The sequence below is a fragment of the Palleronia aestuarii genome, assembly GCF_003253995.1.
Lineage (GTDB): Bacteria > Pseudomonadota > Alphaproteobacteria > Rhodobacterales > Rhodobacteraceae > Palleronia > Palleronia aestuarii.
In genome coordinates this window covers 58,890-80,298 of the sequence record NZ_QKZL01000015.1, presented here as the reverse complement: position 1 = coordinate 80,298, position 21,409 = coordinate 58,890, and the positions used below count along the sequence as shown (strand labels likewise).

General features: G+C 67.4%; 18 protein-coding genes and 1 pseudogene. 1 reads left to right on the top strand and 18 read right to left on the bottom strand.

Translation table 11 applies throughout. The features are described 5' to 3' along the window. Nucleotides 1-31: 31 nt before the first annotated feature. The 16 genes and pseudogenes from LX81_RS14925 to LX81_RS14860 all read right to left on the bottom strand — a co-directional run. Nucleotides 32-721, bottom strand: coding sequence for a DUF736 family protein (locus LX81_RS14925; protein ID WP_170133971.1), 690 nt, complete (start codon nt 719-721; stop codon nt 32-34). A 94-nt stretch (nt 722-815) separates the two neighbouring features. Beyond that, entirely contained in the window at nt 816-5,036 is a 4,221-nt protein-coding gene (locus tag LX81_RS14920) for a strawberry notch-like NTP hydrolase domain-containing protein (protein ID WP_111538119.1), read from the bottom strand. Between the two features lie 96 nt (nt 5,037-5,132). Then, the gene (locus LX81_RS14915; RefSeq protein WP_170133970.1) at nt 5,133-7,286 is read right to left on the bottom strand and encodes a ParB/RepB/Spo0J family partition protein; all 2,154 of its coding nucleotides are present in this window, start codon (nt 7,284-7,286) and stop codon (nt 5,133-5,135) included. A 118-nt stretch (nt 7,287-7,404) separates the two neighbouring features. Then, the gene (locus LX81_RS14910; protein ID WP_111538117.1) at nt 7,405-8,754 is read right to left on the bottom strand and encodes a DUF3768 domain-containing protein; all 1,350 of its coding nucleotides are present in this window, start codon (nt 8,752-8,754) and stop codon (nt 7,405-7,407) included. 72 nt (nt 8,755-8,826) lie between these two features. Then, nucleotides 8,827-9,327, bottom strand: a complete 501-nt coding sequence (locus tag LX81_RS14905; RefSeq protein ID WP_111538116.1) for a hypothetical protein — start codon at nt 9,325-9,327, stop codon at nt 8,827-8,829. Continuing rightward, a complete protein-coding gene (locus tag LX81_RS14900; protein ID WP_111538115.1) occupies nt 9,324-9,722 on the bottom strand; it encodes a hypothetical protein in 399 nt (132 codons plus the stop codon). Before LX81_RS14900 ends, LX81_RS14905 begins: the two co-directional genes overlap by 4 nt. Nucleotides 9,723-9,815: 93 nt before the next feature. Continuing rightward, entirely contained in the window at nt 9,816-9,980 is a 165-nt protein-coding gene (locus tag LX81_RS22280; protein ID WP_170133969.1) for a hypothetical protein, read from the bottom strand. A gap of 72 nt (nt 9,981-10,052) precedes the next feature. Beyond that, nucleotides 10,053-10,349 carry a hypothetical protein gene (locus tag LX81_RS14895; protein ID WP_111538114.1) on the bottom strand — a complete coding sequence of 99 codons (297 nt, stop codon included), beginning with the start codon at nt 10,347-10,349 and terminating at the stop codon, nt 10,053-10,055. A 90-nt stretch (nt 10,350-10,439) separates the two neighbouring features. Beyond that, a complete protein-coding gene (locus tag LX81_RS23170) occupies nt 10,440-10,568 on the bottom strand; it encodes a hypothetical protein (protein ID WP_272939491.1) in 129 nt (42 codons plus the stop codon). Then, nucleotides 10,565-10,807 (bottom strand): hypothetical protein, encoded by a 243-nt coding sequence (locus LX81_RS14890; RefSeq protein ID WP_111538113.1) that lies wholly within the window; start codon nt 10,805-10,807, stop codon nt 10,565-10,567. The genes LX81_RS23170 and LX81_RS14890 overlap by 4 nt, the downstream gene beginning before the upstream one ends. Continuing rightward, nucleotides 10,794-11,738: an ArdC family protein gene (locus LX81_RS14885; protein WP_111538112.1), complete on the bottom strand. Its 945-nt coding sequence runs from the start codon at nt 11,736-11,738 to the stop codon at nt 10,794-10,796. The genes LX81_RS14890 and LX81_RS14885 overlap by 14 nt, the downstream gene beginning before the upstream one ends. Nucleotides 11,739-11,818: 80 nt before the next feature. Beyond that, nucleotides 11,819-12,136: a hypothetical protein gene (locus LX81_RS14880; protein ID WP_111538111.1), complete on the bottom strand. Its 318-nt coding sequence runs from the start codon at nt 12,134-12,136 to the stop codon at nt 11,819-11,821. Then, on the bottom strand, nt 12,133-12,381 hold the full coding sequence (locus LX81_RS14875; RefSeq protein WP_211322784.1) for a zinc finger domain-containing protein: 249 nt from the start codon (nt 12,379-12,381) through the stop codon (nt 12,133-12,135). Before LX81_RS14875 ends, LX81_RS14880 begins: the two co-directional genes overlap by 4 nt. Nucleotides 12,382-12,993: 612 nt before the next feature. Next, on the bottom strand, nt 12,994-13,401 hold the full coding sequence (locus LX81_RS21915; protein WP_146259444.1) for a hypothetical protein: 408 nt from the start codon (nt 13,399-13,401) through the stop codon (nt 12,994-12,996). A gap of 90 nt (nt 13,402-13,491) precedes the next feature. After that, nucleotides 13,492-19,338 carry a hypothetical protein gene (locus LX81_RS14865; protein ID WP_146259443.1) on the bottom strand — a complete coding sequence of 1,949 codons (5,847 nt, stop codon included), beginning with the start codon at nt 19,336-19,338 and terminating at the stop codon, nt 13,492-13,494. A 306-nt stretch (nt 19,339-19,644) separates the two neighbouring features. After that, nucleotides 19,645-19,917: pseudogene (locus tag LX81_RS14860) on the bottom strand (transposase); the annotation flags it as partial. Between LX81_RS14860 and LX81_RS14855 the strand changes: the two are divergent. After that, nucleotides 19,841-20,077 (top strand): FG-GAP repeat protein, encoded by a 237-nt coding sequence (locus LX81_RS14855; RefSeq protein WP_111538143.1) that lies wholly within the window; start codon nt 19,841-19,843, stop codon nt 20,075-20,077. The pseudogene LX81_RS14860 and the gene LX81_RS14855 sit on opposite strands and share 77 nt — an antisense overlap. Nucleotides 20,078-20,487: 410 nt before the next feature. Here the strand turns inward: LX81_RS14855 and LX81_RS14850 are convergent, their stop codons facing one another. Further along, nucleotides 20,488-20,784 (bottom strand): hypothetical protein, encoded by a 297-nt coding sequence (locus tag LX81_RS14850; protein WP_111538108.1) that lies wholly within the window; start codon nt 20,782-20,784, stop codon nt 20,488-20,490. Continuing rightward, nucleotides 20,781-21,368: a hypothetical protein gene (locus LX81_RS14845; protein WP_146259442.1), complete on the bottom strand. Its 588-nt coding sequence runs from the start codon at nt 21,366-21,368 to the stop codon at nt 20,781-20,783. The genes LX81_RS14850 and LX81_RS14845 overlap by 4 nt, the downstream gene beginning before the upstream one ends. Between the last annotated feature and the right edge of the window lie 41 nt (nt 21,369-21,409).

Below are 21,409 nucleotides of genomic sequence, written 5' to 3'. Positions count from 1 at the left end.
GATCGCCGCGGCTCCTTCGGCCCGACCGGGATCAGGCGACGACGGCGAGGTCCGGGCCGGTGAGGGCCACGATCTCGTACACGCCGGGCTCCGCGTCCTCGCGACGGAAGGCGTTCGCGCGGTGCTGGCTGCCCCGCGGTGACGCGAAGGCGATCGACAGGTACGCCGTGCCCGTCCGCTCGCTCCTGGCCTTCCAGATCGAGCCCATTCGGATCAGGACGCCCGCCGGGCTGCGCGCCTCGATGTGGTAATCGGGATGGCTCGGATCGGTCTTGTGCGGGTTCTCGACGGCCGTGAAGTCCATGTCGAAGTCGTAGCCGCCGATGAAGCCCGCGAAGTTGTCGTCGTCGAGCAACTCCAACTGGCCCGTCAGCGCGATCTGCTCGGACTTGCCACCGGTCATGGGCACGATCTGCCACGTCCCCTCGGGCGTCTCCTCGTTCCGCACGGCGTTCATGCGCCAGGTCCGGCCCATGCGGTCGGTGATCGCGAGCGAGAAGTAGGCCCGCCCGCTCTTCTCGCTGACGGCCTTCCACATCGAGCCCACGCGCATGGTCCGGCCGCGCGGGGTGCGGACCTCGAGCTGGAAGTCGGGGTGGTTGTCGGCGGTCTTGTAGGGGTTCGCCACGACCGCGATCCGCGCGATGTCGAACATCATCGTGGAGATGGTGGCGGTGAAGCTGCGGGCGTCGGCGTTCTGGGTCAGGGTTCCGGTGATCATTGTCGTGTTCCTTGGCTGGATTGCTTTCCCGATCCGGTTCGGATCACTCCAGGCGAAGCCCCCTTTCATCTCTCCCGCGCCGACGCCGGCCCCATCACCCGGCCTGCGCCGCGGCGTGCCCCCCGCCGATCCGGGCGATCACGTCCTTCGCGTCCTCGCCCACGGGGACGAACACCCGGAGCTGGTGGGCGATGATCTCCGAGAAGCACCCCGCGGCCTTCAGCGCCGGCACCTGCGAGGGTGCCCAGCCCTCCAGTTCCAGCCGCTTCGCCCCGGCCACGCGGCGGGCGCGGAGCGTCAGGCCGCGCCCGATCTCCACCTTCGCCTCCCCGGTCATGGCAGCCGCGATCATCTCGTCGGGCGCTGTAGCCCCGTCGCCCCGGAAGCGCCCTTTCAGCACCAGCGCCTCATCAGGTGAAATGGCGCGGCCGATGCGCGAGATGCCGTCCTCGGGCTTCACGCGCCAGATCCGTTGGCTGTTCGAGGGGATCATCTTCCAGATCGGCAGGAGAAGGCCGGTCAGCAGGACGATGGTTTCCGCCCGGACCTTCGGCAGTTCATCGGCCTCGGCGTCCCAAAGAGTGACGAAATCGGCCTCGTCGCAAGGTTCCCAGTGGGACGAGGCGAACGCCTCTTCGGCCACAGTGGTCTTACCGCCGGGACGGCGCATCTCGCGGACCTCGGCAAAGGTCTCGTCATCGAAGATTTGCGAGGGGCGTTTCGAGATGAATGCGACCTTGCCGGACGCGGCGTTTCGCATGGGACGGTCGTATCGGCCATAGTCGGAGAGTACGGCCTCGCCCGATGGGATGTAGACGGCAGTTTCCGCCTCCAGCGTCACGGTGCGCGTGACCGATCCGCTCTTGGGGCAGGTCCAGATGTCCTCCTCGGCCGTTACCACGATCCGGTCGGCCCGGAGCGTCTCGATGCCGATGTCGAGTGTCCCCGCAACACGAGCCGCCTCGGTCTGCGCCTCGATCTTGCGCGAGAACGCGGCGAAGAGGTCGTTCTGCATCTGGATCGGCAGCGCCAGGAGGCGGTTCAGATACCGCTGGATCGGCGGCAGGTCCTCCAGCAGCGCGCCGTCATGGGCCAGCAGCTTGAGGGCGGTCCAGTCCTCGAACTCCTCGTAGGTCATCGCCTCGCAGCTATCGGAAACCAGCTCCTTGTAGTGGGAGACGAGTGCGCGGCGGGCGATCGGGGACTCCAAGTTGTCAGAGGCGCGGAACATATTCTGCGAGCCCGTCTGGCGTTGGCCGCGGGTGAGCGCGCCGAGCGTGTCGAGACGGCGGGCGATCGTGCTGGTGAACCGCTTCTCGCCGTGAACGTCGGAGGTCACGACCCGGAACCACGGGGGGCACGCCTGCGCCGAGCGGTGCGTGCGCCCGAGACCTTGGATCGCCGCGTCCGCCCGCCAGCCGGGTTCGACGAGGTAGTGCCGGCGCCGGCGCTGGTTCGCGGCCGTCAGCGCCGCATGGTAGGAACGTCCGGTGCCGCCGGCGTCCGTGAAGAGCAGGATTTCCTTCGAGCCGGCCATAAAGGCCCCGGCCTCGGAAGTGTTCGCGGAGCCCGAACGTGGCACGACCTTCAGGCTGCCGTTCGCGGTGCGGATCGTGCGCTTCGAGCGGCCCGTGACCTCGGCCAGCCGCTCCTCGCCGAAGTGCCAGACGAGACGGTCGAGAACCGAGGGGATCGGCGCAACGGTGTAAAGCTCCATCAGCGCCGCATCGCGCAGGGCCTCGGCTTCGCGCGAGACGACGCGGTTTCCGTCCGCATCGAGAAGAGGCTGGGTGACGATTGTGCCCTCGATCTCGACGAGCTGCTGCGCGTGGATCGGAAACGCGGTGTCGAGCCAATGCACCACGACCTCCTTCGGCGTCAGGTGCGCCTCGGTCAGATCGTCGCCGGCTTCCAGTCCCTCGATTGCGCGATCCAGATGGCTTTCGCCGGTCGAGACAAGCTGGATGACGGGGGCCCAGCCATCGGCCAGGTCCGCCTCGATCGCGTCGATGATCGTCTGTGCCTTGAAGCCGTTCAGGATGTGCCCGAAGAACCGCTGCTTCATGCTCTCGAACCGGCTGAGCGCCGACGCCTTGGCGGCCGAGGCGGAGGTGCCGGACTCGACATCCACGATGCCGGTGGCCTCCAGCGCCTTCCGCAAGTTCTGGTGGATGGTGCGGAACGCCGAGGCGAACGTGTCGTAGACGCGGCGCTCGTCGTCCGAAAGCCGGTGTTCGAGGATGTCGTACTCGACACCGGAAAACGACAGAGCGCGAGCGAGATACGGCCCCATTGCCTTCAGGTCGCGGGCGACCACTTCCATTGCCGCGACACCGCCGGCTTCCATCGCCGCCACGAAATCCTCGCGCGTCGTGAAAGGATAGGCTTCGCCCGGCCCCCAGAGGCCGAGCCGCACGGCGTAGGCGAGGTTCGAGACGTTCGTGGCTCCGGTCGCCGAGATGTAGAGAACGCGGGCGCGGGGCAGGGCGATCTGGAGCCGCAGGCCCGCGATGCCCTGCTGCGAAGGAGCCGTGCCGCGACCTTCGCTCGATCCGGCCGCGTTCTGCATCGCGTGGGCCTCGTCGAAGGCTATGACGCCCTCGAAGTCCTCGCCGGCCCACTCCACGAGCTGCTCAAGTCGCGTGCGCCCGGTCTTTCCGACAGAGCGCAGCGTGGCGTAGGTCATGAACAGGATGCCGCGTCCGAGTGTGATCGTCTCGTCGGGCGTCCAGCGGTCGATCGACTGGATGTCGGTTGGTGAGCCGCCGAGATCGGTCCAGTCGCGGATCGCGTCCTCGATCAGCGTCTTGGACTTCGATAGCCAGACGGCACGGGTCCGGCCGCTCAGCCAGCCGGACATGATGAGCCCGGCGGCTTCCCGACCCTTCCCGCAGCCTGTCCCGTCACCGATGAAGTATCCCTGGCGGAACGCCACGCCCTCGCCCTCCGGGGCGGGTTCGATCGCGGTCCAGTCGTCCTTGACGACGAACCGGCCTGGGAGGTCGTGCTCATGCGCGTCGTTGGCCATAATGATGGCTTCGAGCTGTGCCTCGGACAGAGCGCCCTCGGCGACGAGCTGCGACGGCAGGGTCGGCTGCGCGGTCGGCATCGGCGGCACGACGGCCGCCATTGCCACGCTCTCGACCAGCGGCGTCGGGTGCGGTTTCGCGCCGGTGATCTCGATCCGCTGGGGCGCGTAGGCCGCGTAGATGTCCGACACGGCCGCGTTCTCCCCCGGCGTGGGACGTTCGACATAGGCAACCGGCGCCACGGTGGGCGCTCGCGTGACGGCACGGGACGCCGCGGGCATCGTGGCAGCGCGGCGCGCAGGCGCGGAAGCAGGACGAACCGCTGCTGCGGGACGGACAGGCAGAGGGGCACGGTCCACGCGCGGCGGACGCGCCGGCAGCTCGTCGCGGATCACGTCGAGCGCGGCGGCAAGCCCCATCTGCCGCCGGGGTATCGTGACATCACCCACGGGGTCGCCCCCGGTCACGTCCGCGACCAGAAGCGCGGTCTCCACGTTCGTCCCCATCTTCCGGTAGACGATGCCGGGCAGGCCGAGATGCAGGCGCGGCGTGACGAGGGACGCGAGGCGCCGCCAGAGCGCGGGCTGGCGGTCGGCGCAAGCGGCCATCGGCAGGATCGCCACCAGCCGCCCGCCGGGAGCGAGGCGCTTGGCGGCCGAGACGGCGTGCCGCAGCGCGATGGTCGGGTCCGCCGCGCGGGAGGCCGACGACGAGAAGGGCGGGTTCATCAGCACCACGTCCGCGACATGCCGCCGGTCCAGCAGGTCGTCGATATGCTCGCCGTCATGCGCGCTAAGCGGCGCGGAGAACACCGCCTGCAGAAGCAGGGCGCGGAACGGGTCGATCTCGTTCAGCACCAGCTTGCCCCCGGCGCGGGCGGCCATGTGCGCGAGCGCCCCGGTCCCGGCCGAGGGCTCCAGCACCACGTCGCCCGGCCGGACCCCCGCGGCGAAGGCCGCGACATAGGCGTAGGGGAGGGGCGTCGAGAACTGCTGGAGCCGCACCTGCGTCTCCGAGCGCCGCGTCTCGGTCGGCCGCGCGCCGGCGCCGGCGGTGAGCATGGCGAGGCGGGCGGCGGGATCGGACGCGAGGGGCAGGTCGCGATCGACGAGGATCGCGGCCGACTGCACGAGGTCGTAGGCGTGCCGCCACGTCCACGCGCCCGCCGCGTCGGTGCCGCCGGTGGCTTGCGTGAGCTGCGCGGCGAGGCTGGCACTCGTCAGGCCGCCGGTGTGCAGGTCGCGGGCGAGGCGGGGGAGGAGCTGGTCGATGGCCGGGCGGTTCATGGGCTGGGGTCCTTTCGCGGGATCGAGGGTTCCCCACGACGAAGGGCCGCCTCTCCCCTTTCGGAGAGAGACGGCCCGTCCTGGCGCATCGCTGGATCAGGTGTGTTCGGCCTCCGCCCACGCACGGGCGCCGTCCGCATCCTCCGGGTCCGCCTCCTCGAACGGCACCTCTTCGTCCCACGCTTCGGCGTCCTCCTCCGCATCGGCGGCGTTCGCTTCAGCCTCCGCGTCGGCGTCGGCCTCATCCCCGGCCTCGTCCTTCGCCATGCCGCGCAGGCGGGCCTCGCCGAACGCCTCGTAGGCGGCACGCGGCTCGTCGATCTCCAGCCCCGGCGGGCACCACGTCTCGACGGCTTCGCGCTGCTCGGGCGTGAGCGTGGCGAAGGGCGCGGCGAAGAGCCGCTCGAGGAAGTCGACGATCGCCGTCTTCTTCTCGGTGGCGAGACGCGCCGCCTCCTCGGGCTGCGCCAGGTCGCGGGCGATGAGGCCCAGCAGCACGCTCTTCTTCAGGCGGCCGAAGAACGCACCGCCGGTCGGACGCCAGACCGCGCGCAGGTCCGGCACGAGCTGGCGGGCGACATGCGCCATCAGCCCTTCGTTCAACCCGTAGCTCGTGGGCTTCACGGCATCCGCGAGCGCCACCGCGACGATGCGGGACTTCATGCCCGGATCGACGGCGCGGAACGCCTCGAACCGCTCGGGCATGGACTTGCCGTCCGCCCACCACCGCAGGTCGAGACCCTCGTAGAGCTCGGCCAGCGCCTCGGCCGGGCGGCCGTCCACCTCCTCGGGCTTGCCGTGCGGGCGATCCGCGGCGGAGGCGGTGACGCCGAAGCTGTAGGTGACGGGACGGGACCGGCCGAGAAGGTCGGAGATGGTCTTGAACAGCAGCAGGTCATGCGCGAGGTCGGGATCGGCCGCGAGCGCGCTGCCGATGACGGCGGCCTGCTCGGTCCGCAGGTCGATCCGAAGCGACTCCGGCAACTCGAGCGCATCGTTGCCCGCCTCGCCTTCACCCGCGTTGCCGGTCGCCGCCCCGCCACCGTCGCCACCGGCCGCGACGGGCTGGCGATCCGCCCGGTCCTCGGGGCGGACGAGCCCCTCGGCCGTCGCGATCCGGCCCTGGTCCCAATAGGCCAGCACGCCGGCACGACCGAGATCGGCCTCGGCCCAGCCCGTCGTCAGGCTCTCGTACTCGTCGGTGAGGGTGTCGTACTCGATGTCCAACGCCTCGATGTCCGGGCAGTCCTCCGCACCGGGGGCCTCGTAGGCCTCGCGGGCCTCGTCGAGCTCGGCGAGACGGTTGGCGATGGCCTCGCACCGCGCGGCGTCCTCACCGACCGGATCGACCGCGCCGGGATAGACCCGTCCGAACTCCTGCAGAACCTTGTAGTCCACGGCGCGCACGGCTTGCGCCCAGGCGAAGCCGAGACGCGCCCGCTCGGCCTCGGCATGGGCCGCGAGGGTCTCCATCAGAAGCTTTTCCACCAGCGTCTCGTCGGTGAGGATCGAGTCCTCCGCGATCAGGTCGGCGGCGATGTCGCCACCCGCGGCGCGGTACGCATCGGCCACCAGCCTTGCCACCGCGTCGCCCATCTTCACGCCGCGATTCCTGAGCTTGTCGCGGATCGTCCACGCCTGCATGGTGCTGCCCTGCATGGCGTCGAAGACGTCCTTCTGGACGGCCTGGTCGGGATGCTCGGCGAACGCCTTCATCGCGTCGAGCGTGATCTCCCTCGCGCGGGCGGCGGCGCGGATGTCGGGATGGACGCGGCCGAAGCGCAGGCGGTCGATCACCCGGCGCCGCTCCACGCCGAACATCCTGGCGATGCCGTCGGGATCGTGCCCGCCCGTCTCCATCATCCGCGCGAACGCCTCGAACTCGTCGAGCGGATCCATCGCCTTCTGGGTGACGTTCTCGGCCACGGTGATCGCGGTCGCGGCAGCAATGTCGTCGGGCAGGGCGCGGCAGCGCACCTTGGTCCGCATCGTCCAGCCCTTCGCCTCCGCGTCGTTCACGAGGTGGATGAGCGCGGCCCGGCGGCGGCCGCCGGCGATCACGCCCCAGACCTTGCCGGTCTTGTGGACGATGAGCGGGTTCAGGAGCCCCAGCGTGGCGATCGAGGCGGCGAGGACGGGAATGTCGTCGGCCTCGTAGGTCTCGGGCGAGCCCGCGCGGGCGTTCAGGTCGTGCAGCGCCAGGTCCTTGATGGCGATCTCGGTGTCGGTCAGCTCGGGCGTCGTGGTCATCGGATGATCTCCTGTTCGGTCTTTCGCCGGCCTCATGGCCGCACCAAAAACGAAGCCCGCTTTCCCTCTCGGGCGCGGGCTTCGCAGTCGGGCGGACCGGGTGGATCGGCGGGCCGACCTACCAGTCGGAGGGCAGCAGGATCGTCAGCACGCGGTACGTCCGGGCCGGGTCGTCCGGGGCCTCGGAGCCGTATTGCATCTCCGCGTCATCGAAGACGTCGATCTTGAACCAGACGTTCACCCCGGCGATCTGCACCCCGCCGAAGTCGTGGAAGCCGTCGGGGTCGTTGTCGGCCGAGAAGTCGGTGAAGAAGCCGATCGCTCGCTGGCAGGTGTTCACGAACAAGAGGCCGCGGGCGGCCACGGCGGCGGTGCAGGCCAGCCGTCCCGTGAGCGCGCCGGTCTCAAGCGGGTAGGGACTGCCGAGGCAGACATGGCGGCGGAAGGCGTCGTTCTGTTCGGCCACCTTCGCGGCGTCTGCGACGTATTCGGCGGTCTCGGTCATGGTCTCTCTCCTCTGTCTGGGGACCAGAACCGAAAGGCGCCGCCTTTTCTCTTTCATGCCGAGGTGTTGCCGCGCATCCCCTCGAGGCCGTTGCGGGCGACGGCGACATGACCCTCCCGAACCATCCGCGCGACGGCCCGTGCCTTGCGCTTGTTCTCGGGCCGGAGCTGGCGCGGCCGACCAGAGGCCGTTGGCCGAGGGGGCGAGCCGGATGTCGGCGCGCATGCAGGGCGACATCGTGATCCGCAGGAGCAATTCCTGCGCGTTCGGATGCGGGCGGCGGACATGGTAGCCCGCGGCGGTGAAAGAGGACGCAATGCGGCGGGTCTCGCGCTCCGCTTCCCCGAAGAGGCGGACCGCCTCGTCCAGACGGCGCGCCCGGTCGCGGCGCGAGGAGGGTTCCGGCTCGAAGTCGGCGGGCAGGGGCCGCACGGTCTCGATCCGCATGACGCGGGGATCGCGCGTCAGCCACGGGTGGAAGTCGCCGATCCGGGCGCGGTGAAGGAGGTAGGTCCGCTTGCGCTTCGCCAGCGCCACGCGGTCGGCCAGGTCGTCGAACTGGTGGCGCAGCTCGTCCCCGCGCCGTGTGTCGCCGGCGGCCTCCGCGGCAAGGCGCAACTCGGCCAGCTCGTCGAGCTGCCGCAAGAGCGCGGCGCCGGTTCGGCCGGGATCGGGAAAGACGATCGTGCCGCGCCGGGCCGCCGCCTGCCGATCGCGCTGCTCGGCGGCCGTGGCGATCCGCTCGATCCGGCGGGACGTGCCATTCAGATCGACGATGGTGGGCATCTGCCAACGGGATCGGAGCGACGTGGCCTGGAGATAGAGCAGGCCCGTGACGCGCAGGATCGTCCCCGTCGCCTCGCGGATCGGCGCGTGGTCGTCGTCGCGGTAGGGTGGATCGAAGGTGACGCGGACCAGATCGCCGGGATCGAGGGCGTCGTCGGATTGCAGGGCGTCGTCCATGTCGTGCCTCCATGCTGGACCCACGACGAAAGACGCCGCCCCGATCTCTCGGAGCGGCGTCCCGGTTCGGCGTCAGGCGTGGGCGACGGCCCAGCCTTGCGGGGCCGACAGATCGACCAGTTTGATGTTCCGGGTCCGCGCGCCGAGGGCGGCGGCGCGGGCCGCGTAGACGCAGAGCGGCGCGTAGCTCATGCTCCGCCACGGCTCCGGATCCGGGTCGTGACCGACCGCGACCAGCGGCAGGCCGATGATCCGGTGCTTGTTCACGACCGGGCGCGTGTCGATGAGCGGCAGGCCCATCTCGACGAGGACCTGCGCCGTCGCGACGTGCTCGAGGGGGCTGTAGCTCGACAGCGTGCAGCCGCGCGCATAGTGGATCGTCGTCCCGCCGATCCCGCAGGAGACGTAGGCGCCGGGATTGGCGCGGGTCTTGCGGATGACATCGAGGTCCGAACGGACCGAGGCGCGCTCGCGGGCGGCGGCCTCGGCGATCTCGCCACGCTGGCGCAGGGCGAGATGCGCCCACCAGGCGCGGGTCTCGGCGCGCAGGCGCCGGAGGATCCAGACCTTCATGCCCGTGCCTCCCCTTGCGCCAGGGTGATCTCGCCAGACAGAATCGCCTTCAGTTGCTCCAGCGCCTGGGCATCGCCGATGTCGCAGAGCGCGTGGATCGCCTCGGCGTGGGCCTCGACCCGCTCGCGGACCTGGCGCAGCGCCTTGGCGCGGTAGGCGTCGAGCGGCACGACGCAGATGTAGCCGACGCCGGGCTTGCTCTTGCCGAGCCCGATCTTCAGCGTCTTCCAGATCGAACCTTCCTCCTGCTCGTAGACGGTCGAGCTGAAGAAGATGCCCTTGGGCTTTGTCGTGTAGTCGAAGTAGTTGAGGCCGCCCTTGTCGTAGTAGACGTCGAGTTCGCGGATTTCCTTGGGCGAGATGCGCTTGGTGTGGACGAGGCGTGGCTGGGCCATGATCGGCTCCTTTCGGTGGGGTTTGAGTCCACGCGAAAAGAGGCCGCCTCTACCTTTCGGTGTGGCAGCGGCGCAGCCGGAGCCGCCGGTCGGTCAGGACACCGCGGCGCCCATCATCTCCGCGATGGTGATCTCGCGGCCGCGCCGGACCAGGCTGCCGGCGAAGCGGATCGTGGCCGTTCCGTCGTCGTGGCGGGCGATGAGCTCGCCCCGGATGATCCGGTCGAGCGACGGGCTATGGATGGCGGCGGATTTCATGGGCGGGGTCCTTGGGCGAATGCGGTCGGGGACGAGGTTGGCACCTGCTTATGCCAACCTCGCGATCCTGCGTCACTCGTAATGCGGTCGGGTTTCGGGGAAGGCGCGCGGCGCGGTGTCCTCCAACACGCAGGCCGCGTAGCGCCCACCGGCGTAGATGACCGAGCCGACATCGCGCTTGCCGCGCTGGAGCCGGTCCATCAGCCGGTTGGCGCGGGCGGCGAGGTCATGGGCGGCGTCGGCCGACGGCACAACCTTGAGGATGCGGGCGAGCTCGCCGCAATCGTACCACCAGCCGCCTTCCTCCGGCCCGCCCCAGGCGCGGTCAATTTCGTAGAAGGCGACGACGTGTCGGGTGCGGTCTGACATGGGGGACATCCTTTCCGTTCGGGTTGAGCCAAACGAAAAGAAGCCCCCGATCTCCTTTCGGAGCGGGGGCTTCGCCATCATAGGGTCGCCTTACTCTGCCGGGCGGCTCCGTCGCGCAGGATCGGCGTTCTCCACGCGGTTACCGGACCAGCGCGCCCAGATCACGGCCCCGCCGCAGAACGCGAGGGCAAGAGCTGCCAGGATGAGTTCTCCGATCATCGGTCCGTCTCCTTCTCCGCGTCGTCTGTCTTCAACTGTCCCAATACCATATAGGCGACCCTTACGGCAGCAACAGCCACCACGAAGTGAACCACGATCATCGGCGTGATCGCCACATCGCCGTCGATCAGCGGCCGCGCGACGCCCAGGCCGAAGAACGCGATGGCGATGGCGTTCAGGATCGTCACTGCCAGCTTCACCCGCTCGTTGTGGATCGCCAGGTCGTCACGCCGCCTCATGGATCGCCTCCTTCGCTTTCGCGCCGCTTTCCGACGCCGCGACGAGGAAGTCCACCGCCCGCTGCGCGTGGGCGGCCGCGGTGAACAGGAACCGCGTGTCGGACTTCAGCACTTTGATCCACGACGCGATGTAGGCCGCGTGATTGTCGATGTGATCGGCGTAGAAGCCCATGCGCTGCCCCATCAAGGCTTCTCCGACGCAGGCCACGAGCTCCTCCCTCGCGTAGGCCTCGTTGCCGAAGCTGGAGACGCCGAAGCTGCGATCGAGCCGGTGCTTTGCCTTCGTGGCATGGCAGAGCTCATGGGTCAGGGTGGACACGAATCCGCCCGCGGTTTCGAACCGGGAAAGCGGTGGCATCCACACCTGATCGACGGACGGGACGTAGCACGCCCGATCTCCACCGTAGCGCACGTCGATGTCGATCGCGTCGAAGAACGCCTGGGCGTCCGGATCCATCGTCGGACCGTCGCTCGGGTCGCCTTCAGGCTCCGGGTGGTACGACGCATTGAGCCCGTCGATCTGGCTGACGTGGAACACGCGGTAGGACTTCAGGAAACGGTAGCTGCCGCCACCTTCCTTGCCGTCCTCTCCACTACCATCGCCGTCGCCGCTCCCAGCCTCCGAGCCGCGCTTCCTGCCGGTGCCGTAGTACACGACGATGGATGAGCGCGAGCCCTTGCGGACACAGGCGTCGAGGTCCCGAGCCTGGTTGAACGTCATCCAGTAGGGTGAGCTGTAGCCCATCATTGCCGCGCGCAGACCCAGGAGGAAGGCGTTGATGCCCTTGTAGCGTTCCCCGTTGTGGCGCAGCGGCACGCCGCCGCCGGCGATCTTCCACGGCCGCCGCCACGGCATCGTGCCCTTCTCCAGAAGCGCGATGATCTCCTGGGTTATCTCCGCCGCGGGATCGAATTTCTGCTTGGTGGCCATCGGTCCGGGTCCTTTCTCCGGGGTGCAAATCCACCACGAAAAAAGGCCGCCTTTCCCTCTCGGGACCGGGAGCCTTCGGATCAGTCGGACGCGGGGAGATTGCCGCCGACGCCCGCCGCGCGCAGCCGCGCCACGCGGTTCGCCAGCGCCACGATGATCGGGGTCTGCGGCGCCGTGCCTCGCGCCCCCCGGTGGGGCCGTTCGAACCCGGTCGGATGATGGTGCGGCGGCCCCATCAGGACCGCCAGGACGTGCTCGAGGAGCGGCACGTCCAGCTCGACGTCGATCTCGTCCACCGGGAAGGCCCGCAGGTGACGGGCCTCCGCGGCGTATCTCGCCGCCGAGATGCGGCGACGCCGGATCGCAAAGGCCATCGCGAGCCAGTCCGCGAGCGTCATGGCGCGGCAGGCGCGCAGATGTCGGCGGCCTCGATCTGCCAGCGGTCGAGATCCTCGTCGAAGCGGATCGTCGCGTCGGGGCCATGCTGCGAAATGAAGACGCGATCGGCAGCCTCCTTCCGCGCGCGGTGCAGGTCGGCGGCACGATGACCGCTCGGGCGCTTGCACCAGGCGCCGGTGGCGGCCCGGCAATCGGGGCAGGGGACGGCGAGGACGGGGTGGGTGTGGATGGTGAAATCGGGCATGGGGGCCTCCATGTCTCTCGTGGCGCCGCAGCGCCGGATGCGGTATGGGTGCCGCAGCCCCGCGAGGGGCTGCGGCGTGGCTCGTCGTCAGACGGTGCCGTGCTGGAGGAGGAAGGCGCGGGCGATCCGGCGAGAGAGGCCGCCCTTCCTCAACAGCGCCCAAGCTTCAGCCCGGCGCGCGTGCCAGTAGGTTTCCAGTGTTCTCACCTCCTTTCAGGCTCGTGGTGGATGTCCCTTGGGGGCGTCTTGCTGCGCCCTTGAGCCTGCTCGACAGGCTCGGCCTCGGCCGGACGGTGGGACGCCGCCTGGCCGGTCCCGGATGTCAGGGAAGGGGTTGCGGTCCGGTTTCGCCGTGGCGCACCGCTCCCGTCTCTTCCTCCCGGACATTCATCCTGAAAGAAGCCCGCTCTTCTCTCTCCCGCGGGACGTCACCGCCCGCGGGACGTGTCCGCAGAGGAACCGCGCTTGGAGAGTGGCGGGTGTGGGGATCGGCGCCGGAGGATCAGGCCAGGGTGGCGATGTCCGTCAGTCCGGACGCTCGACGGGCCTAGCGTAAAATCACACTATGCGGACGAACCCGGCATTCGCTGCGGACCGCTCGGAGGGCCGGTTTCAATCGGCTATAGCCCATCGTTCCAGATCGACACGGCGCTGTTTCGGGAAAGGTGTGTTGAAACCCACGATGAAGCTTGCCAGTCTGATGACGCCCTCCGTGAGCGGGTCGGAAGTCGGGTCGAGGCCATGCGCGTCGATTGTCGCGGCCACCCAATTTTGTGCGGAGGGCACCGTTTCGACTTTCTTCGCCTTGATCGAATTGAGCGAATTCGGATTGTCGGTCTTTTTGACCATGACGGCTTGCCCCGGTGGATCATCAAAACGAAGTAGCGGTGGACCCCAGCGACGATCGAGACGGACATGTCGAGAAAAATATTCGGCGGGGGAGCCAGATCGCCCGTTCATTCTGCCATACACCGCCAGCTCCCGGATCGCTGCATAGGTCTTCGACCGGGAATAGACCACCAGTGGCCTGGCGTCTCGACGATCAAGCTCCAGAGCCTCGTGAGGGCCGAACCTTCGTTCAATCGCTGAGCAGCGCGCCAATCAGTCAGGTCAGACGAGTATCGTCCCGCCACCTCCATCCTCCGGGAAATCTCCTTCGTTCTCAGGTTCGTCGGTTGGTGTTTCGCCGTCGTCCAGGTACCGCAGGTCGCGACCTTCATCGATCACCCGATCAATCGCGTGCGATCGGGCGCCACGTTCCACGAGATCGGGGTGGAGCGCCGTGATCTGAGCCGCTCTCTGCGCGGGCGTGGGGCGGTGCAGCACTGCGAACGATGTGTCGATCGTCACCACATCAGTCAGGTTCCGTTCGACCTCGTTCTCGATCACATCGTCTGCATCCAGGCGGTAGATTTTCATCCCGACGGTGTTCGCTCGCCGGGTCCGGACATCGCGGGTGTTACCGCCCAAAGTGACGGCGAAGCGGCCCGAAGGCGGGGACATGGTATCTGCAGCCAGCGGTCCGACATACACGACTAGATCGGAATGCAGCGAACGTGCCCATGCGGACAGGCGCGGCAGGGTCTGTCCGGCGGCCTCTGCGTCCAAGCGAGCAGCCCACTGCGCCGAGACTTCATCCCAATGTCCCGAATACCCGCCGTGGCGAGTAAAGGTCGCCAAGTCCCCTGAACGCGTCTTGAGAATCAGATCGCCGGCCGAAATCGGGACCTCGCTGCGCTCGCTCGTCCAGAAAGGTCGGTCCAGTAGACCACGGCGAGCGTTTCTGAACCCGCGGATGAAATAGGTTCGGTGCGCGCCGCTGGGCGCAAAGCCGTCGCTCGCATCGATCCGATCCGCTTCAGGCGCCGCCAGGCGTCTCAGACAGGCCGTCAGAAACACGGCACTCCAAGGTTGACGCTTCGCTTGCGGTTCATCCACGCCGTACTCGGCCATGATGGCCTGGACGGCGGCCACCCGTTCGCTCGGTGCCATGTCATCGAGCTCGTCCTCGGTGGGAACCGACGTGTACATGCCGGCCGGCATTCCGACACCGGCATGTTCGCGGATCGTCTCGAACAATCTTGCGGCTGGCGCTTCCGACTCTGATCGGCCCCGGGCACGGGACACAGGATGACGGTTGTCGGCATAGGCCTGAGCGAATGCCGCGTCATCGGGCCGTGTAGTCCATTCGCGGTCTCGCTCAACGGCATAGGCCACCGAGAGGGCTAACCGACGGTCGAGGTCGGCGTAGGTCGCACCGTAAATTCGGGAGAAGATGTCCAGCGCCGCGGCGACGCGATCTTCCTCGGTGGGATTCGACCAGGCGAGAGGATTGAAGCGCGACAAAAGGGGATCGTCACTCAGGTCGGACTCCATTCCACGAAAGGGATCATCGATCGCTGATGCCAGCTTGAGGTCGAACTGCCCGTCGTCGTCCCGCACGCTCAGCTCGGCGGTCTTTGCTCTCCCCGTCTGCGCCAGCAGATCGCGCGTAGCCTCCGGTGTGAGACCGGGCAAAGCTCGCGGCGTGCTGCCCCCCTTGCCCCCCGTTGCTGCGCCCGCCGCTGCGGCGCGCGCGGTGTCGATCGCCACGTCGGACGCCTTTTGAGCTTGGGAAAAGGCGTCCTTCGTCGCCGACGCGGCTTCATCGGCGGTCATCAGGTTGTTCTTGCGCGCCTGCATGATGGCATCGAGCTTGGCGCCGAGCGCGGTGAGACCCGCGGCCTGGTCGCCGAAACCCTTCGCCGTGTCGAGTTGCTTGGAATAGGCCGACATCGCATTCTGCTGCGTGCGGTCGAGACCGGCTGCGTCAGGGAACACGCCCGACTTGCCCAAGAGCTCGGCCGTGGCCCGCCCCAAGGAGGGCTCGGGAACATTGGGCGCGTTCTGGATCGAGACCAGCGGAGACGGGTATTCGGTGGGATCGAGATTTGGTGGCGGTGCGGCACGCGATGCGGTCGAAACCTCGGAAATGGCTGTGGGGGCATTGGGAATCGGAACTTCGTGCCATTTCCAGAATCGATCGTTCTCGATCCGCTCACAGCTGTTGCAATGCCCCATCACAGCCTCTGCGAACACGCCGCTGGTGGGCATGCTGACGCGGATCGGCTCGAACGGCGTATCAGGACGGTAAAGGCTGAAGAGATCGATCGCCTTGCCGCGCACGCCGGGGTCCAACCGGAATCCTGGCGCCACCGGCAGGACGAGACTGTTACCGACAACGCCGATGACCTCGTTCTCGACCACGGAGGCGACGGATCGCACCACGCCATCAGGGTAGCGATCCGCGGTTGTCTCCGACCAGTCAACCACTTGAATGCCGTCGAGGAACATGAAGCGACGGGCATCATCCATGCCGCGCCAGATGAGCTGATGGTAGAATTCCAGATTGTCGTTCAGATGGTCCAGCAGTTCGGCGTCCCGACGAGCGTCCTCCTTCCGCGGATCGACCATCTCGCTGCGCGACATCGGCGTCGGTATGTAGATCGGTGGCGGGATCATACCGCGGGCGCCCGCCTGTCGGTCCAGGAGGTCGTCGCGAATGCGCGTCGGTCCGAACAGCGTCCCGGACGCGAAATCGGTCCGATATCGAAGCGTACCTCGTACGACCAACGCGCTGGATCCGACGGGCATCAGGTCAAGGTAGAAAAGGTCGTCTTTGTCCGGTCGGCTCAGGACCGCCCCGAGGAGATCGGACTTTTCGATCTCTATCGCCCGGATGCGCGCACGAACGAGATCAGGCGGCAGCGCTCCGGTCTGGCGGATCGACACGGTTAGCGGCTTGTCGTTGCGAAACTCGCCCACCAGTGTCGCATCGAGCGGCAGGTCGACCCGACGCTCATTCGTCCCCTCGGGATCCGCGATCACCGCCCGAAAGCTCAGTGCATCGACAATCTGACCGGCAATGACCGGGGCTACGTGGCGCTCGAACAGCGCATGGCGCCCGCGATCATCGGCTTCCTGAAAATCGTCCACCATAGCCATGAGGCCCGGATTATAGGCGCTCCATGCCGTGAGATGGGTCTTCATCCACTTCGCACTGTCCGTGCCGAGGATCTCCGTTGGCGTGGGCAGGCGGAAATGTATCGTCACTTCGCCGTTGAGACCGTGGAGCGGCGCATCCGCGTAGGTGCCTTCCGGCAGATCGCTGCCGGCATGATCGACCGCCATCCGCGCCATCGCCGCGAAAGCATCATGCAGGTCACGGCGCAGGATCGACGCCTCCAGTATCTCGCGCCAGCGCAGCGCCTTGGACCGATCGAACGGCTTCATGAGCAGCGGCACGAAAAGGCATTCCTGTACGGAGGCCAGACGCGTTTCGATCCGGTAGTGCCGCAGGACCTCGAAATACTGGATGGTCAGGGAATGGCAGTGGTTCCAGTTCGACACCGTCTCCGTCGTCGCCGTGAAGGTTTCGCCCTGGCGCACGGTCTGCACCACGGTCGCTCGTTGACCACGGGTTGCGGCCGCGGACTGCACCGTCCGGTCGCGCAGGTTCTGGGCGGAAGACATGGTGTTACGGCGCGTATGGTTCTGCCAAGACGATGCACTGGAGGACGAGTAGCCTCCCGCCACGCCCAGAAGTCCGCCGACGGGCGGGATGATGGCTCCGATGCCAATTCCGCCTCCGACCCCCCAGACCCGGGATGACGACCCGCCCCGGCTGTTCTGCTTCAGCACGCCCGCGGCGACCTCGTTCACATCGCGCATCCGATCGAGGGTGCTATCGACGGCTTCGGTCGAGATGCGATTCTCGTCCAGCCGCGCAGAGACGCGGCTTTCCCAGTCGATCACGGCAATCTGCTTCTGCTGACCCGGGGCAAGGGGAAGGGAATGGACGACGTCGCCCAGCGAATAGCCGTCCGCGATCCATTCCTGCTTGAACTGCAGCAGGTGGCCATGTGCGAGGCTGGTCGCCTGATAGACCGTCGGCTCGTCGTCCCAGTCGATCTCCCTGTCGGCGTTCAGGATTGCGCGGCCGCGTGCACGAACCCGGTCTTGCAGGGCCAAACCGGATTTCAGGGCCCGTGCGTTCGACTTCGCAATGGCCGATTCGATCACGGTGGCATCGAGGCCCCCGCTGCGGTTCACCGCCCCCAACAGGATATCCTTGACGATCAGACTCCCGTGCAGGCGATCGGGAATGCGCGCGAGAAAACCTGCGGTATCCTCGGGCACCAGATCGGCGATCTCAGCGACAGTCACCATGCCCTCGTCGCGCAGCTCGTAGCCGCGAATGGCCGGCTCCGTGGTTCGCACGACGGTCGAGTAGTTGAATTCGTCGACGACGGCATGCGCCTTGTCGAACCGGCCCGAACACTCGCAATCCTCGCCCGGCCCACCGTCCTCGTCATTCGCGACGACCAGCAGGATTCGGCCCGGCAAGAACAGCGCCTCACGAGTCCGAAGCGCACCGCCTTCCTCGAAGGTAATGGTGTCGCGCTCCAGCCTGATCTCGACATCGACGAAACGTGCCCCGTCGAGTGCCACGCCCACGCGCGCGAAAGCGCCGGTGAACGGACCCGTCGGAAGGTCGATCGTGAAATAGCCCCCGCTCTCGGAGCGTGCAGCGAGATAAGGGCTGTAATCGCTCTCTCCTGGATTGGGGGTTTGGGACAGATAGAAGATGACCTGCCGATCGGCATAGGTCTTCTCGCCTGACGGATCGAGGAGGCGGCAGAGCGCCTTGTCGGGACGGACGGGCAGCTGCTCGAAACCACCGACGGAACCTACCAGTTCCTTGGGCGGAACCGCGACCACCAGCTCGGTTCCGCTGCGCAATGCCTCGGCGTCCACATCGAGCCGCCCCAGAATCTCGCCCGTCGGCGCTTCCACTTCCACGGCCAGATCGTCGATGACGCCGTGGTGCCGGAGCACCACGCGGGCGGTGCCATCGACATCGATGGCAAATCGCTCCTCGCCCCGCCAAACCATATCGAAACTGGACGCGTCGAGCAGCGCGAAGGAGGCCTTTATCTTATGCGACAGGTAGGGATTCGCGACGACCCGCAGATCCTCGTCCAGACGAACGGTGAAAGCGTCCTCGTTCGGCGGCGCGATTTCGATTGTCAGACGACGGGCATCGATTGACTCTCCCGCGTCGACATCGTCATCGCCCGCGAGGGCTTCGAACGCAAGATCTCCGTCGAACAGGATCAAGCCATATTCGGTCCGGACGGTTGCCCGGATCGTGTCGAATTGCGCGGGAAAGTGCGCCTCGACCAGAAGTTCGCTGTCACGGGACAGGTCGACCGACCCGCTTTCGCTCGGTGCCGTGCCTCTGGGATGGAGGCGACGCGTGACGGCCCAATCCAGCGTAAGACCGGAATCCGTGTCGGCCGCCGTTTTCCTGACGGCGATGCGCAGGCGATCGTCCTGACGCGTCTCCGGAAGGCGGATCCGCAGCAAAGCGTCATTCGGCAGCGTCGTGTGCCGTTCCGCGACGATGCGCCCAATTTCATCGGCGACGAAAACCGACATGGCCGGGACGAAGGATGCGGGGCGATCCTGGCCCCGCACCGTCAACCCTACTTCGCCATCGGCGTCCAGATCTGCGGTCAGCCGCCGTCGGCCCCGAAGTGAATCGTATTCCCAAGCCACCGTCCAACCGGCGAAGTCTGCGGTGCCGGGGCCCTGAGCCGCAGCGCGCAAACTCCATTCGTGAGGGAAAATGTTCCAAGTAGGCGCCGGGCCGACCACGTTAAGTTCGGGCAATCGGACCACTGGAAGCCGCGTGTCGATCTCGGGGCGGGTCCGGTCCGGTCTAAGCTCTACCGCGGCTGCAAGTGCGGGCAGGAAGCTCCGCCGCACCCCGGCGATGGCGGCCAGCTCGCCAACGGATTCGATGACGGCACCGCTCTTGACGGCATCTTCAATCTTGCGAGCCCCGACCTTTCCGATCCCCGGCAGGCGTCTCAGTGCCCGATTGTCCGCATTTCGAATGTCGAGACCTGCCACGATCGAGCCCCCCGCGCTGACGGAACGCGGCTGTATCACGCCAAATGCGCGTCCCCTTTGCCTACAATTCAAGATTGCGACGTTGCGCCAAGGGAGGCAACAACAATTGGAATGCATGTGTCCGCCGCTTGTCGCCCGGACATCTTGAGAGCGTTTGCCGGGATCGATCGGATCCGACCGGAGGCAACTGATTTGCGCCCGACAGACGGCGCCAAGACTTCTAGGCGGCACGGATCAGGGTGAAGACCATGAGCTTCGCCGTTTCGGGGCTTGCGCGGCCGGACTGCGGCCACGGTCTCCTCAACCCTGCGACAGCGCGCCCTTCGTGCGCACGGTCCGATGCCGGACGGTGGCGAACACGCTCTCGATCGGGTTGGCGGTGCGGAGATGGTCCCAATGCTGGGCGGGGAAGTCGAAGAAGGCGAGCAGCGCCTCCCGGTCCTTCGTCAGGCAGGTGACGGCGTGGGCGTACTTGGCGCCGTACGTCGTAGCAAAGGTCGTCATGGCGGCCTCGGCATCGACGCGGGTCTCAGCCTGCCAGATCGATCTGGACGAGCGCGGTATGCACGGCTTCGGCAATGCGATCGTGTCTTTGGACGTGGATGGGGACGGCCTCGAAGAGCTCGCCATCGGCGCGCCGAAAGCTCAGTCCATGCCCGACGGCACCGGCCGGGGCTTCGTCGCCATCCGCTTCTTCGGAGGAGGATCGCCAGGTTTGTCCGACGGCCTCGAGCCCTGATCCAAAAGCTGCTTCCAGTCGCCGGCCTGTCGGAGCGTGCGACCCATCGAGCGCACGGGCCTCACCCGGCCGCTGCGCGATGCGGACCGGCGGCCAGCAGCGCTCACCAGCCGAGCGTGTGTGATCCCACGAATGGGAGGCCACCCGACCTTGCTTTGCCGGCGCGGTGTGCAGCTATCTGCAACGTGCGAATGGAACAGACCAGCCGTTGCTATAGCATCCCCTTCGGCTTTCGGAACGCACGCAGAGGAAGGTCTAGGGCTATACAGAACAACATGCTGCAATCGTGGCAAGGTCCACAGAAGCCGCCATTCGTGGTTCGCGCAGCATCAGGTAAAGTGGACTCCAAGCCGCCGATCGCTGCGGCGTCGACGAATGGCAGCATTGTCTGACGACCTCATGCTACACGCTCAGCCCGGCACGTCGAACTCCACCCCGGCCTCGTCCCCGAAATACCGGAGGTAGCGGTTCAGGATCGTCTGGAACTCGGCCCGCGCCCGCACCGCCTCGTCGTTCAGGCAGTTCAGGTAGCTCTCGGTACCGTTGATGTAGGCTTGGTACTGCTCGTCGATCAGCGCCCGCAGTTCGGGGTCGTCGTCGGGCGGCTCGTAGGCGAAGGGTTCCTCCGGCGGCAGGCAGCCGACCTGGGCCGTGGCCGGGGCCGGCGCCATCGCGAGGCAGAGAAGCGTCGCGCCCGTCCGGATCAATCGCGGTAACGGATGGTCGTCGTTCCGCGGTGGAGGCCGGCGTCGAACTTTTGCCAGCCGGGCGAATAGGCCGCCTCGGTGTCCGGCTCGACGGTCAGGTTCACCCAGAAGTCCTTGCGCTCGGGGAGGCTCATGTTCGTGTAGGTCGTAACGGTCGTGTCGCCGTCGCTCGGCGTCCAGCCGTCATGCCGGTAGGCCGTGTCGTAGCAGAACGTGTTGACGGTCTGCCGATGCCCGGCATCGTCGTCGCTCCGAACCCTGTGGTAGAGCGTCTTGCCGGCCGGGCAGTCCCAGCTCGCGGGGTCCGTGGCGGGCTTGATGTCGTAGGCGATCTCGTAGCGATCGTACGCCGCCCCGTTCGACATGGCGCAGGTCCCGATCGGCGATTTGCCGTCGCGCAGGCGGTCGATCATGTGGTCGAAGGCATCGCTGCACCCGGACGGGAAGCCCGCGGGCATGCAGAGGATCAGCTTGCAGTCCATGTCGTAATCCGCGGCCGACGCCGAGGACGGGGTGAAGCTGGCGAGGGCGGCCGTGCCGGCCAGGGCGATGGCGGAGGAGCGGGTCCGGTCCATTCTGGTCATGTCGTCTCCGGGGTGTGATGCGGCGGAGGGGAACTGACCGG